Source organism: Streptomyces sp. NPDC052701, from assembly GCF_040678355.1.
In the GTDB taxonomy this organism is placed as follows: Bacteria; Actinomycetota; Actinomycetes; order Streptomycetales; family Streptomycetaceae; genus Streptomyces.
In genome coordinates this window covers 251,870-266,041 of sequence record NZ_JBFATO010000004.1, presented here as the reverse complement: position 1 = coordinate 266,041, position 14,172 = coordinate 251,870, and the positions used below count along the sequence as shown (strand labels likewise).

Here is a 14,172-nt window from a genome sequence, read left to right as displayed (position 1 = left end):
ACGTTACGGCGTGACCTTCCCGATGACGAGGTCGGCCTTGCCCGCGACCGTGCCGCGCGCGTTGACCAGCTGGACCTGGCCGAAGAACCTGCGGCCCTCCGGCGCGGCGGCCAGCGCGGTGACGCTGCCGGAGACGGTCGCCGACGCGCCGGTGGCGAGCTTCACCGGCGCGCCGTCCACCGTGACGGTGCCGAGGGAGGCGGCGTAGAACACGTCCTGGTAGTCGTACTCGGTGGTGCCGGCCGGCACCGAGTAGCCGATGACCTTGATGGTGTACGTGCCGGCGGCCGGCGACGGGAGGGAGACCGACTCCTCGGAGTCGCCGTCGGCGGAGCTGCCGACCTCCTCGCCGGAGGCGTCGAACACGGCCAGGTCGAGGTCGGCCGCCGCGTCGGAGACACCGCCGATGACGACGTCCAGCGACTTGGCGCCCGCGGGCACCTCGACCGTGGTGGTCTGCGTCTCGCCCTGCGCGATGGACGGACGGGTCGTCCTGGCCGAGCCGAGCGGGCCGCCGGCCAGCTTGCCGTCGAGGGCGGCGAAGCCGTTGGTCACCTTCCAGGAGGCGGTGGCCGGGGTGCCGACCTTCACCTCGGGCACGGTGACGGTCTCCGGCTCGAAGTCCACGCCGAGGACGGCGACGTCCAGCTTGTAGGGGTTGTCGAGCAGCGGCGAGGTGCGGCGCGACTCGACCTCGATCTCCCACACGCCCGGCTGCGGGTCCGCGTACGAGCGCAGGTCGGGGCGGCAGGTGTTGGCCGGGTTGGTGTAGTTCGGGTAGCAGTTGACCGTCGAGGTCGGGTCGGCCGGGACGCCGTACGGGTGGATGGCGATGAACCGGGTCTGGCTCTTGTCCTTCAGCCCGCCGAGCGCGACCTCCAGCGTCCTGGCGCCCTCGGGCACGGTGACGAAGTACGAGGTGTGGCTGTTGCGCTGCTGCGTACCGGAGGCCGAGAAGGTGTACTTCAGCGGCGCGGAGACGACGACGGTGGTGAGGACCTGCTTGTCGACGCCCTCGGTGCGCGGGTCGTCGACCTCCAGGACCGCGCTCTTGATGCCCGCGGACCTCGGCGCGGCCTGCACCCTGACGGTGACCGGCTGGTTCAGCGGCAGCCGCACCTCGTCGGGGCCGACGACGCGGAAGGTGCCGCCCGCGTTGTTCTCCAGCCGCAGCTCGTGGCGGACCGCCCGGTCCGCGCCGGAGGTACGGGTGACCGTGATCTCGTACGTCTTCTTCTGCCCGGCCTTCAGGCCGCCCTCGCGGTCGTAGAGGCCGGTGCCGTGGCCCGGGGTCTTCAGCCGCTGGTCCATCGCGGTGTCGACCGGGGCCTTGACGGTGTAGGCGTGGGCCGTGGCGCCGTCCTCGATCGCCTCCCAGGCGTCCTCGATGTCGATGAGGCCGGCCCCCTCCTCGTACGCCTGCACGCCCTTGATGTGGTCGGCGGTCGAGGTGAGCGCCGTGCGCAGGGTGGCCGGGGTGAGGTCGATGCCCTTGCGCTTGGCGGCGGACAGCAGCAGCGCCGAGGCGCCCGCGGCCTGCGGGGAGGCCATCGAGGTGCCCTGGAGCATGCCGTAGCCGGCCGGCAGGGAGTAGCCCGCCTCGGCGACCGGGGCGCCCGGCAGCCAGGTCTGGATGGTGTTGATCGCGGCGCCCGGCGCGACCAGCGTCGGGGTGAAGCCGCCGTCCTCGCGCGGGCCGCGCGAGGAGAACGGCATCATCGCGTACTTCTTCTCCACGGCCGAGCCGTAGTTGGCGGCCCAGGTCTCCTTGGAGATGGACGCGCCGACCGAGATCACCTTGTCGGCGAGGGCCGGGTCGCCGATGGTGTTGGCGCCGGGGCCGGAGTTGCCCGCGGAGATCACCAGCTGCACGCCGTAGGTGTCGATCAGGCGCGTGTACAGCTCGGCGCGCGCGTTGTTGCCGTCGTTCAGCGCCGGCAGGCCGCCGATGGACATGTTGACGATGTCGACGCCGCGCTTGGTGACGAGGTCGATCATGCCCTCGGTGAGCGCGACGTTGGTGCAGCCGCCGCTCCAGGTGCAGGCCCGGGAGGAGACGATCTTCGCGCCCGGGGCGGCGCCGTTCATCTTCCCGCCGAACAGGCCGTTGGCGGCGGTGATGCCGGCGACGTGCGTGCCGTGCTCGGACTCGATGACGCCGATGTTGACGAAGTCGGCCTTGGCGCCGGCCGCGTTGTGGACGACGTCCTTGCGGATCTCGACCACGAACGGCTGGCGCTCGGCGACCTCGGTGGCCGGGTCGTCGGTGCCGAAGTACCCGACCTGGAAGCCGTCCTTGTACGGCTTCATCGCGGTGTCGTCGGCGAAGTCGAAGTTGTTGTTCAGGTCGACGCGGACCGTGCCGGCCGCCGCGTCGTACAGCACGCCCCAGGCGTCGGTGGTGTCGCCGTCGCGGTTGGCGTCGCCGGCGGCGTCGCCGCCGACGGTGTACGACTCCTTGAAGGTGCTGATCCGGTAGGAGCCCGCGGGCGCCGTCCAGCTCCTGCCCTCGTAGGTGAAGGCGGGCCCGGAGACCGCTTGGGTCATCGGGCGCCAGGTCCTGTCGCCGTCGACCAGCGGGTCGGTCGCCGTCACCCAGTCGACGATCTTCCGCTCGCCGGTGGTGGTCTTCTGCAGCGCCGGGTGGCCGAGGTCGACGCCGGAGTCCAGGATGCCGATGGTGACGCCGCGGCCGTCCGCCTTCGGGTGGTCCTCGACGAAGTCGACGGCGCCCGTCTCGAAGGACGGGTTGTACGGGTTCTCGGCCGGGGTCCTCCTGCCGGGCGCCGGGTAGGAGGCCGTGCCCGCGGCGCCGGCGTCCCTGGCGGTGTCCGCGCCCGGCGTCGGGTCGTCCAGCGGTATCTCCTCGCGCAGGTCGATGCCGTGCACGGAGGAGAGCTCGACGGCGGCGGCGATGGCCGAGTCCGCCCTGGAGGTCGGCAGGGTGGCGCGGACGTAGCCGAGCTTGTCGTCGGCCCGGCCCACCGAGCCGCCCTTGACCGCGTCCAGCTGCTCGGCGACCCGCTCGGTCTGGCCGGGCGCGGTCGCGACCATCATCGTGACGTTCTTCTCGCCCTCGGCCTTGGCCTCGGCGAGCCGGTTCGCGTCGTCCGGACCGAGCTTGTCGTGCGCGGACTTGACGTCCCCGCCGACGGGCGCGGCGACGGGGCCGTCGGCGGCGAGCGCCAGGGGGATCGGCCCGGCCGCGCAGAGCGCGGCGACGACACCCGCGGCCACGGCGATGCGCGCCACGCGTCTCGCGCCCGGTATCGGGTCGCGCTGGGGGGTGAGGGTCATCGGCATCCCTTGGTGGTGAAGGAACGAGCGGTGGGCGACCGGGCCCGATCGGTTCCGGCCGCGGCGGTCCGGAGTGCGATCCCGGACGACCGCTCAGCCTTGTGCAAGGGGCGATTGTTTGGCGAGGGTTGGCCGAATCGAAATGGATGTGTGGGGAAAACCCCCTATCCCTTTTGGGGAGATGACCCCCGAAGGTGACAAGTCGCCCACGACCGCCGTGCCCGGGCAAAACCCTCGACGGGTACCGGCCGGGCGTGCGTCGCGCACCCCTCGGCCTTCCCCCGGCCGTCTCTCGGTTGTCCTCCGGCCGTCTCTCGGCCGTCCCCCGGGCGCCCCTCAGGCGTCCTTCGCGCGGGCGTAGTGGCGGGACGCCTTCGCGCGGTTGCCGCAGGCCGCCATGGAGCACCAGCGGCGGGTGCCGTTGCGGGAGGTGTCGAAGAAGTGCAGGATGCACGCCTCGTGGGCGCAGCCGCGGATCCGGTCGGGCGCGGTGGCCAGCAGTTCCAGGTAGTTGCGGGCGGCGAGCCAGGCCGGTCCCCAGGACGCGTCGTCGAACTCGGCCTCCTCGCCCGGACCCCGCGTGGTGAGGGTGGCCCGGATCCGTCCGTGCCCGAGCACGGCGTCGACGGGCCCGGCGCCCTCCTCCAGCGAACCGTCCACGGCCTTCTTCAGGGCGTCCCGCGCCTGGAGGACGTGCCGCAGGGTCGCCGCGTCGGCGGCGAACCGGCCGTCGAGCCCGTTGGCGGCGAGCCACACCGCCAGTCCGTCGGTGCCGGCGAGCAGGTCCTGGAGGGCGCCCTCCCGCATCCACCGCGTGTTGAGCAGGTCCAGGGCGAGCGGTTCGCCGGTGAGCGGGCGCGGGTCGGGTGCGGCGGGCATGGGAGCTCCCTTCAGGTCTAACCATTCAAGGGTACGTGACCGGTTGACGCTCGCCGGATCTAACCACTAACGTGCATGACAACGGTTAGATCAAAGGAGCAGTCATGACCCTGCGCACCGGCCACATCGGCCTCAACGTCACCGACCTGGACCGCTCGCTCGCCTTCTACCGGGACGTCCTGGGCTTCGCGCTGATCGGCGAGGGCAAGGAGGAGGACAGGCGGTACGCGTTCCTCGGCGACGGGGAGCGCCTGCTCCTCACGCTCTGGCAGCAGGCGGCGCGGCCCTACGGCGCCGACCGCGCCGGACTGCACCACCTCGCGCTGGAGGCGGACTCCCTCGAGCGGGTCGGGGAGTACGAGAGGGCCCTGCGCGCCCACGGCGTGGAGTTCGCCCACGACGGCGTCGTCGCCCACCACGAGGGCGCGCCCTCCGGCGGCATCTTCTTCCACGACCCCGACGGCACCCGGCTGGAGATCTCGGTGCCGAGCGGCGCACAGGGCGCCCCGGCACCGCACGACTCCGCTCCGACCTGCGGGTTCTTCTAGCCATGGAGACCGGCACGGACGTCTATCACGCGGGTTCGCGGGCGGTGCAGGACCGGGCCGGCGCCCGCCGGGCCGCCGACCACGTCGGCCGCTCCGTCGGACAGGACATCAAACCGGTGGCCGCCGCCTTCCTGGAGCTCCAGCCCCTGCTGGTGCTCGGTGCCGCCGACCCGGCGACGGGCCGGGTGTGGGCCTCCCCGCTCACCGGCACCCCCGGCTTCGTCCGGGCCGCGGGCCCGCGGCGGATGTCGGTCGCCGGCGGGGTGCGCCCCGCCGACCCGCTCGCCACGGCCCTCGCCACGCCCGGCACACCCGTCGGCACCATCGCCCTCGATCCGCGCACCCGCCGCCGGATGCGCCTCAACGGCCGGCTCCGGCCCGCCTCCCGGGGGTTCGCCGTCGAGGCCGACCGGGTGTTCTCCAACTGCCCCAAGTACCTGCAGAAGAGGGAGTCGTACGAGACGGTCGGGGACCGTGTGCCGCGCCCGCCCCGCCGGTCCCGTGAACTGAGCCCGCGGCAGCGGGCGTTCGTCGAGGCGGCCGACACCTTCTTCGTCGCCACGGTGCACGGCGCCGGCGCCGACGCCAGCCACCGCGGCGGCAACCCCGGCTTCGTCCGCGTCGCCGCGCCGCGCGAGCTGAGCTGGCGCGACTACCCCGGCAACGCCATGTTCCTCACCCTGGGCAACCTGGCGGCGGACCCGCGCGCGGGCCTGCTGTTCCTGGACTGGACGACCGGCACGGCCCTCCAGCTCACCGGCGAGGCGCGCACGGAGTTCGCCGCGGACGGCCGGCGCCGGGTCCGCTTCGCGGTCGGGGAGGTCCTCGAGACGCCGTGCGCCGTGCCGCTGCGCTGGTCCGCTCCCGAGTACTCCCCTGCCAATCCGGACCCGGCGGGTTAACGTCCGGGGATGCGAAGGAAGTTGAGGGTGGCGGCCTACGCCGTGTGCGTCCGTGACGGACGGATCCTGCTGGCCCGTTCGCCCACGCCCGACGGCACCCCCGAGTGGGTGCTGCCGGGCGGCGGCATGGAGCACGGGGAGGATCCCTACGACACCGTGCGGCGGGAGGTGGAGGAGGAGACCGGCTACCGCATCGAGGTGACGGGGCTGCTCGGGGTGGACTCGTGGCGCGGCAGGCACCCCGGCCGCTTCGGACGGCCCGTCGACCACCACGGTGTGCGGCTCGTGTACGAGGGCCGGATCGCGGGCGGTGACCTGCGCCACGAGGTCGGCGGCTCCACCGACCTGGCCGCCTGGCAGGACCTGGACGCCGTGCCCGGACTGGTGCGGGTCCCGTTGGTCGACGTCGCGCTGCGGCTGTGGCGGGAGCGGCCGGCGGACGGCCGGGCCGCGCTCCCCGGAAGGCCCGGGACGTCCGAGGGGTAGGTCCGTCCGGTACCCCGGAAGGTGAACGCGCGGTGACCGCCTCCCGGCCGGTGCGGGAGCGGCCGTCGACGCGCCGGACGGCCCGAGATCCACGTACGGTGATCTGCGCCGCGCGTTGCCGCCGCGTTCACGCGCAGGCCATTCCCGATGCCAACGATCCAGTGCGAACGGGGTGTTCGCGCCGTGAACACCCCGTGACCACTGCCGACGCGTTCGCACTCGGGGAGAGAAGCGCATGGCGCGTACACGCTCAGTCGCCGGCTCCACCGGTATCCACCGCCGTTCCGTCCTCGCCGCCACCGGAGCGGTGGCCCTCTCCGCGGGCATCGGCCACGCCCTGCGGCCCGGCGACAGCCGGGCCGCCACCGCCGCCGGCGTCTCCGAGGCGCACGGGTCCGTGCTCGCCTCCTCGCGGCGGGCACCGGCCGCACCGCTCGCCCCGTACACCAAGGGCACCACCCTCGCCTCCGTCGCCACCCCGCGCGGCGGCTCCGGCTACCGCCGCCTCGGCGACGGTCCCGGCTGGCCGCGGGTGGTGCGCGGCGAACTGGCCGCCCCCCGGTCCGGCCGCGCCGGCCGCCGCACCGCGCTGGCCGCGTTCGTGCAGCTCACCGACCTGCACCTGATCGACGTCCAGCATCCGCTGCGGCTGGAGTACCTGCGCTCGGCCGACGTGCACGCCTGGCGGCCGCAGGAGGCGCTGACGGTGCAGGGCGCCATCGCCCTGGTGGAGCGGATCAACGCGCTGCGGGGCGCCCCCGTCACCGGCGCCCCGCTGCACTTCGCCATGACCACCGGCGACAACACGGACAACAACGCCAAGTCCGAGCTTGAGTGGTTCCTGACGGTCATGAGCGGCGGCCGGATCACCCCCGACACCGGGGACCCGGGCCGGTACGAGGGGGTCCAGAACAGCGGCCTGAAGCTGTACTGGCAGCCGGACGCCGCCGTCCGCGACGCCGACAAGCAGCTCGGCTTCCCGCGGCTGGACGGCTTCCTGAGCGCCGCCCTGCGCGAGGTGCGCAGCCCCGGCCTCAACCTGCCCTGGTACTCCACGGTCGGCAACCACGACTCGATGCCGCTCGGCTGCTACGCCTCGCACGGCGACTCCTACCTCACCGAGCTCGCCGTCGGCGGCAGGAAGCTGATGAGCCTGCCGGCGGCCGAGGCGAGGAAGCTCCAGGACGCCATCAAGAAGGCCAAGGACCCCAGGGGCGTGGCGTACCGCGACTTCCTCAAGGCCCACGCCCGCGCCATGCGCCCGGTCACGCCCGACGAGAGGCGCGCCCCCTTCACCCCCGCCGACTACCTCAGGGCCCACCTGGACCCGGCGTACCGGGGCCCGGGCCCGGCCGGCCACGGCTACTCCTCGGTGAACCTCGACGCGGGCACCCAGTACTACGCCTTCCGCATCGCCGACGATGTCATCGGCATCAGCCTGGACACCACCGACCCGGGCGGACACTACGAGGGCTCGGTCGGGACGGCCCAGCTGCGGTGGCTGGAGAAGACCCTGCGGCAGAACAGGGACGCGTACGCGATCGTCTTCAGCCATCACACCAGCAAGACGATGGGCAACACCCGCCCGGACCCGGCCCGCCCCGACGAGCGCCGCCACACCGGCCAGGAGGTCCTCGACCTGCTCGGCCGCCACCGCTCCGTGCTCGCCTGGGTGAACGGCCACATCCACCGCAACGCCATCACCCCGCACGCCCGCTCCGACGGCCGTTCCTTCTGGGAGATCTCCACCGCCTCCCACGTCGACCACCCGCAGCTCGCCCGGGTCGTCGAGCTGGCCGACAACAAGGACGGCACGCTGTCGCTGTTCACCACCCTCGTGGAGTCCTCCGCCCCGCACCGCACGGACTTCGCCGACCTCTCCCAGACGGGCCTGGCCGCCCTCTACCGCGAGCTGTCCCTCAACGCCCCCGGAGCCCGCACGGACCTGGCCGGCGCCCCCCAGGACCGCAACACCGAACTGGTGCTGAAGAAGGGCTGAAACACGGTCAACCGCCGCCGCGGGCGTCAACCCCCGCACGGGCCACCGGGTCTCTCCCCCCGGCCACGCCCGCGGCGGGCGGGCACGGAAGGGGACGGAAAGGGGAGGGCATGACCACACGCCTGAGAGCGGCCCTGGTGGCGGCGACGGCCGTCGCGCTGTCGGCCGCACTGGCGGGCCCGGCGATCGCGGCACCGCCCGCCGGGGACGGCGGCCACGAGGCGACCCGCCGGGCGATGCGGGCCGCGGTCGAGGACGGCGCGCCCGGGGTGACGGCGAGGGCCCAGGACGCCCGGGGCACCTGGTCGGCGGCCGAGGGCGTCGGCGACCTCGCGACGGGGCAGCCGCGTTCGGCGCGCGACCGCTACCGCGTGGGCAGCATCACCAAGACGTTCGTGGCGACCGTGCTGCTCCAGCTGGAGGCCGAGGGGCGCCTGTCCCTGGACGACACGGTGGAGAAGTGGCTGCCGGGAGTCGTGCGCGGCAACGGGCACGACGGCAGCCGGATCACCGTCCGCCGGCTCCTGAACCACACCAGCGGAATCTTCAACTACACGGCGGACCCGGAGTTCGGCCGTACGCACTTCCTCCGGGACGGCTTCTTCGAGCACCGCCACGACACGGTGCCCCCCGAGGAGCTGGTGGCGGTCGCCCTGTCCCACGCACCGGACTTCGCGCCCGGCACCTCCTGGAAGTACTCCAACACCAACTACGTCCTGGCCGGCCTGGTGATCGAGAAGGTCACGGGCCGCCCGTACGCCGAAGAGGTCCGCCGCCGCATCATCGGCCCCCTGAAGCTGCGCGCCACATCGGTCCCCGGCACCCGTGTCACCGTCCCGCGGCCGAGCAGCCGCGCCTACTCCAAACTGGCGGAGACGACGACCGGACCCACCTACGACGTCACGAACCTCAACCCGTCGATCGCCTACGCGGCGGGCGAGATGATCTCCGACTCCGCCGACCTCAACCGCTTCTACACGGCCCTGCTGCGCGGCCGGCTGCTGCCCGTCGGGCAACTGGCCGAGATGACGGCGACGGTCCCGCTCGACGAGAAGCGCTCCTACGGCCTGGGCCTGATGAAGGCGAGACTGAGCTGCGGCGTCACGGTCTGGGGCCACGACGGCGGCATCCACGGCTCCGCGTCGCAGGCGGTGACGACGGAGGACGGCCGCCACTCCCTGGCCTTCAACCTCAACGGGGACTGGGCGGGGGACACCGAAGCCGTGGTCGAGGCGGAGTTCTGCCGGAAGTGAGCCCCCCACCCGGCCGGCACAGGGCGCGCGGCCGGGACCGCTGCCCCGCGCGCCGGCGCACGAGCAGGGGCCGCCGGGCGACTCCCGCGGCCCCTCCTCTCCCCTCTCCTCCCCTCCTGGCGTCCCCGGCCCGTTGCTACCGCGGCAGCACCACGACACGGGCCGCCGGTTCCCGGTCGGCCGACGCCGTCAGCGCCGTGCGGACCACCGCCGCCTGCTGCTCCGGCGCGTCGCGCAGCTTCCTGGGGGTGAGGTGCACGACCGTGATCCCCAGCCGTTCCAGGTGCTCGCGCTTGCGGACGTACTCCGGCCACAGGGCGTCGTCGTCCTGGCGCGGGGCGCGGGTGTCGAGCTCGACCGCCACCGCCTGCCCGGGCCAGTAGGCGTCCACGCCGCCGAGGTGGGGACCGCCGGGCAGGCGCAGGTCGACGTTCCAGACCGGGTCCGGCAGGGCGTACTCGCGCACCATGCGGTACAGCCGGTGCTCCGCGATCGCCCGGCCCTCGGCCAGCAGGGAGTCCACCGCGTCCACCACGTGCGGACGGCTCAGCAGCCGCGCCTGGTTCAACTCCCTCACCACCGCGGCCGGTTCGCAGTGACCGCCGCGCACCGCCTCGGTCAGCAGCAGGCGCACCACGGCCGCGTCCGCGAGGCCGGCCACCGCGTCGGCCAGCGCGCGCGGCACCGGGGCGACCGGCACGGGGGTGCCGCCCGCCCGGGCGGGGCCCAGCGCCTGGGGGACGGTGACCTGCTCGGGGGCGGGCAGCGCCGGGGCGCGGACGATGCGCGCGCAGCCGGTCGAGCGCAGCCGCCGCGGACGCGGCACCAGGACGTCGATCGCCTCCAGCGACGGCAGCGGGGGAGCGGAGGTGAAGCCGTGCAGCGCCAGCGCGGCGAGCCCGGTGATCATCGCGTCCGCGCCGGGCGGGGCGGACGCCGCGTCCGCGCCGGGCTGGGCCGGAACCCCGCCGCCCCGCTCCCGCCCCGCGTACAGCAGTACCGCGTGCAGCCGCTCCTCGCCGGTCGGCGGGCCCGGGTGCAGCAGCACGACGCCCGGGAGGATCTGCTGCCAGGGACCGCCGGGGCGGCACCGTGCGGCGGCCTCCGCGGCCGTCAGGCCGTGCGAGCGCAGCTGCGCGGTGGTCATCACGCGGCGCCGCCCGTCGGCCGGCTGGTGCAGGGGGCGGGGGGAGAGGGGGGTGTTGTGGTTCATGCCCCGCAATTTCCCGCGTCCGGTCCGCCCTTTAACCACTGTTACACGCTCGTTGACGAATACGGACAAGAATGCCCTGAAGTACGCGTGTTCGGACGCCGAAAACCCCTGGTCAGCTCAGGTGCGGACCAGGGGTTACGGCCTCATTGCCCGAATTTCGTAACGGTCACCGGCGGTCCAAGCTCAGGCCAAAGCCAGGGGTCAGCCGGCCGCCGCGTCGCACGCCTGTGCGCGCAGCGCCCGTGCGAGGTCGTCCCGGGCCTCCAGGACCAGTCGCCTGAGGGCGGGGGCCGCCTCCTGGTGGGCCGCCAGCCACGCGTCCGTCGCCTCCAGCGTCTCCTGCGAGTCCTGGAGCGCCGGGAACAGGCCCCGCACCACGTCCATGCCGATCTGGATCGACCGCTCGCGCCACACCCGCTCGATCGCCGCGAAGTACTTCTGCGCGTACGGCGCGAGCAGCTCCCGCTGCGAGGCCTGCGCGAAGCCCGCGATCGTCGCCTCGACCAGCGCGTTGGACAGCGCGTCGGACTCCACGACCTGCGCCCACGCCTGCGCCTTGACCGCCGGCGACGGGCGGGACGCCAGGCAGCGGACCTGGTGGCGCTTGCCGGAGGCGGTGTCGTCGCGGGCCAGTTCGGCGGCCAGCGCGGCCTCGTCCGCGACCCCGTGCGCGGCCAGCGGCTCCAGGAAAGCCCAGCGCAGCTCCTGGTCCACCTCCAGCCCGTCGATCTTCACCGTGCCGTCCAGCAGCTCCCGCAGCAGCTCCAGGTCGGCGGGCGCCGACGCCACCGCCGCGAAGAACCGCGCCCACGCGAGCTGGTGCTCGCTGCCCGGCTCGGCGGCCCGCAGCTCCCGCTGCGCGCCCCGGGCCAGCAGCCGCTCGCCCGTCGGGCGCCAGTGGGGCGCCGCGTAGTGCACGAGCGCCGACTCGGCCCAGGCGTGCAGCATCTGCACCACCCCGATCTGCGACTCGCGCCCCGCGTACCGCAGCACCAGGTCCACGAAGTCCCGCGCCGGCAGCAGCGCGTCCCGCGTCATGTTCCACAGCGCCGACCAGCACAGGGCGCGCGCCAGCGGGTCGGTCACCGCGTCCAGGTGCTCGCGCAGGGTGGCCAGCGAGGCCTCGTCGAAGCGGATCTTGCAGTACGTCAGGTCGTCGTCGTTGACGAGGACGAGCTCGGGCGCGTCGGCGCCGGCCAGCTCCGGCACGATCGTCCGCGGCCCGTCGACGTCCACCTCGGCGCGCGCGTACCGCTCCAGCGCCCCGGCCGGCGTCCGCCGGTACAGGCCCACGGCGACCCGGTGCGGCCGCAGCTCGGGGTGCGACTCGGCGGCCTCCTGCAGCACCGCCAGCTCGTCCACCCGGCCCTGCGCGTCGAGCAGCACCTGAGGGGTCAGCGTGTTGACGCCCGCCGTCTGCAGCCAGGACCGCGCCCAGGCGCCCATGTCCCGCCCGCTGGTCTCCTCCAGCACCGCCAGCAGGTCGCCGAGGCGCGTGTTGCCGTACGCGTGCCGCTTGAAGTAGCGCCGGGCGCCCTCCAGGAACGCGTCCTGGCCGACGTACGCCACGAGCTGTTTCAGCACGGAGGCGCCCTTGGCGTAGGTGATGCCGTCGAAGTTCAGCTTGGCGTCCTGCAGGTCGCGGATGTCCGCGGTGATCGGGTGCGTGGAGGGCAGCTGGTCGGCCCGGTACGCCCACGCCTTGCGGCGGTTGGCGAAGGTGATCCAGCCGCCCTCGAAGCGGGTCGCGCCGACCAGCGCGAACGCGCCCATGAAGTCGGCGAAGGACTCCTTCAGCCACAGGTCGTCCCACCACTCCATGGTGACCAGGTCGCCGAACCACATGTGGGCCATCTCGTGCAGGATCACGTTGGCGCGGCCCTCGTAGGAGGTCTGCGTCACCTTGCCCCGGAAGATGAACTCCTCCCGGAAGGTCACCAGCCCCGGGTTCTCCATCGCCCCCAGGTTGTACTCGGGGACGAACGCCTGGTCGTACTTCCCGAAGGGGTAGGGGTAGTCGAAGCGGTCGTGGAAGAAGTCCAGGCCCTGCTTGGTGACCAGGAAGACGTCGTCGGCGTCGAAGTGGGGCGCGAGGCCCTTGCGGCACAGCGCGCCGAGCGGGATCTCCAGGCGCGTGCCGTCCGGCAGGACGCGCTCGTAGGTGTCCGTGACGTAGTGGTACGGACCGGCCACCACGCAGGTGATGTACGTCGGGATCGGCTTGGTCTCGGCGAACCGCCACACCCCGTCGGTCCGTTCGCCGGCCCCGTTGCTCCACACCGTCCAGCCCTCCGGCGCCCGCACCTCGAAGCGGAACGGCGCCTTGAGGTCGGGCTGCTCGAAGGTGGCGAAGACGCGGCGGGCGTCGGCCGGCTCGTACTGGGTGTACAGGTACACCTCGCCGTCCTCGGGGTCCACGAAGCGGTGCAGGCCCTCGCCGGTGCGGGAGTAGGCGCACCGGGCGTCGACCACCAGCTCGTTGTCGGCGGCCAGGTCCTCCAGCACGATCCGGGAGCCGTCGAAGACCTCGCCGGGGTCCAGGTCCCGGCCGTTGAGGGAGACGGCCGTCACGCTCGGCGCGATCAGGTCCGCGAAGCTGGCCGCGCCCGGCTCGTTGCAGCGGAAGCGGATCGTGGTGACGGAGCGGAACGTACGGGGCCCGTCGCCGCCGTCCGCGCCGACCGCGGAGCGCAGGTCGAGGGACACCTCGTACCCGTCGACGGACAGCAGGGCGGCCCGCTCCCGGGCCTCGTCGCGGGTCAGATTCTCACCGGGCACGGGCGGCACTCCCTCGGAGTCGTGAACGACGGCTGAACAGGACCGATCCTGCCACGCGCTCCTGACGCGGGGCAGCCGGGAATGGACGGGACGCCGGGCATGTTGCGCGTTCAGGGACCACCGCGACCGCTTTTCGAGGAGAACCATGTCCGAGAGCACGACCGCCTCCGGAAAGACCCCCGTCGATTTCTGGTTCGACCCCCTGTGCCCCTGGGCCTGGATGACGTCCCGGTGGGTGCTGGAGGTGCAGAAGCTGCGGGACATCGAGGTCCGCTGGCACATCATGAGCCTGGCCGTGCTGAACGAGGACAAGCTGGACGAGCTGCCCGAGGAGTACCGGGAGATGCTCGCGACGCAGGCCTGGAAGCCGGTGCGCGTGGTGACCGCGGCCTGGCAGAAGCACGGCGCCGACGTCCTCGGCCCGCTCTACACCGCGCTCGGCACCCGCTTCCACAACAACGGCGAGGGCCCCACCCGCGAGGCGATCGCCGGCGCGCTGGCGGACGCCGGGCTGCCCGCCGGCCTCATCGACTACGCCGACCAGGAGGACTTCGAGTTCGACGCCGAGCTGCGCGCCTCCCACAAGGAGGGCATCGAGAAGGTCGGCCAGGAGGTCGGCACGCCCGTCATCGCCGTGCCCGGCGCCGACGGCCGGCAGATCGCCTTCTTCGGTCCGGTCGTCACCCCCGCCCCCAAGGGCGAGGAGGCCGCCCGCCTGTGGGACGGCACCCTCGCCGTGGCCTCGGTCCCCGGCTTCTACGAGATCAAGCGCACCCGCACCAAGGGCCCGGACTTCAGCAACCTGTAGGACCTGTCG

10 protein-coding genes are annotated in these 14,172 nt (G+C 73.4%); 6 read left to right on the top strand and 4 right to left on the bottom strand.

Going from position 1 to position 14,172, the window contains the following annotated elements; translation table 11 throughout:
* Positions 1 to 3 precede the first annotated feature (3 nt).
* The gene (locus AB0L29_RS07960) at positions 4 to 3,297 is read right to left on the bottom strand and encodes a S8 family serine peptidase (RefSeq protein WP_365824506.1); all 3,294 of its coding nucleotides are present in this window, start codon (positions 3,295 to 3,297) and stop codon (positions 4 to 6) included.
* Positions 3,298 to 3,633: 336 nt separating this feature from the next.
* Positions 3,634 to 4,176 (bottom strand): CGNR zinc finger domain-containing protein, encoded by a 543-nt coding sequence (locus AB0L29_RS07955; protein ID WP_365824504.1) that lies wholly within the window; start codon positions 4,174 to 4,176, stop codon positions 3,634 to 3,636.
* Between the two features lie 104 nt (positions 4,177 to 4,280).
* Between AB0L29_RS07955 and AB0L29_RS07950 the strand changes: the two genes are divergently transcribed.
* From AB0L29_RS07950 to AB0L29_RS07930, 5 genes are all read left to right on the top strand, one after another.
* Positions 4,281 to 4,724: a VOC family protein gene (locus AB0L29_RS07950; protein WP_365824502.1), complete on the top strand. Its 444-nt coding sequence runs from the start codon at positions 4,281 to 4,283 to the stop codon at positions 4,722 to 4,724.
* A gap of 2 nt (positions 4,725 to 4,726) precedes the next feature.
* Positions 4,727 to 5,626, top strand: a complete 900-nt coding sequence (locus tag AB0L29_RS07945; RefSeq protein WP_365824500.1) for a pyridoxamine 5'-phosphate oxidase family protein — start codon at positions 4,727 to 4,729, stop codon at positions 5,624 to 5,626.
* Between the two features lie 9 nt (positions 5,627 to 5,635).
* Positions 5,636 to 6,112, top strand: coding sequence for an NUDIX hydrolase (locus AB0L29_RS07940; RefSeq protein ID WP_365824498.1), 477 nt, complete (start codon positions 5,636 to 5,638; stop codon positions 6,110 to 6,112).
* A 235-nt stretch (positions 6,113 to 6,347) separates the two neighbouring features.
* Entirely contained in the window at positions 6,348 to 8,111 is a 1,764-nt protein-coding gene (locus AB0L29_RS07935; RefSeq protein WP_365824496.1) for a TIGR03767 family metallophosphoesterase, read from the top strand.
* A 110-nt stretch (positions 8,112 to 8,221) separates the two neighbouring features.
* Positions 8,222 to 9,364 (top strand): serine hydrolase domain-containing protein, encoded by a 1,143-nt coding sequence (locus AB0L29_RS07930; RefSeq protein ID WP_365824494.1) that lies wholly within the window; start codon positions 8,222 to 8,224, stop codon positions 9,362 to 9,364.
* A gap of 136 nt (positions 9,365 to 9,500) precedes the next feature.
* Here the strand turns inward: AB0L29_RS07930 and AB0L29_RS07925 are convergent, their stop codons facing one another.
* Positions 9,501 to 10,577 carry a hypothetical protein gene (locus AB0L29_RS07925; protein WP_365824492.1) on the bottom strand — a complete coding sequence of 359 codons (1,077 nt, stop codon included), beginning with the start codon at positions 10,575 to 10,577 and terminating at the stop codon, positions 9,501 to 9,503.
* 201 nt (positions 10,578 to 10,778) lie between these two features.
* A complete protein-coding gene (pepN, locus tag AB0L29_RS07920) occupies positions 10,779 to 13,355 on the bottom strand; it encodes an aminopeptidase N (RefSeq protein ID WP_365824490.1) in 2,577 nt (858 codons plus the stop codon).
* A gap of 145 nt (positions 13,356 to 13,500) precedes the next feature.
* Between pepN and AB0L29_RS07915 the strand changes: the two genes are divergently transcribed.
* On the top strand, positions 13,501 to 14,163 hold the full coding sequence (locus AB0L29_RS07915; protein WP_365824488.1) for a DsbA family protein: 663 nt from the start codon (positions 13,501 to 13,503) through the stop codon (positions 14,161 to 14,163).
* Positions 14,164 to 14,172 lie beyond the last annotated feature (9 nt).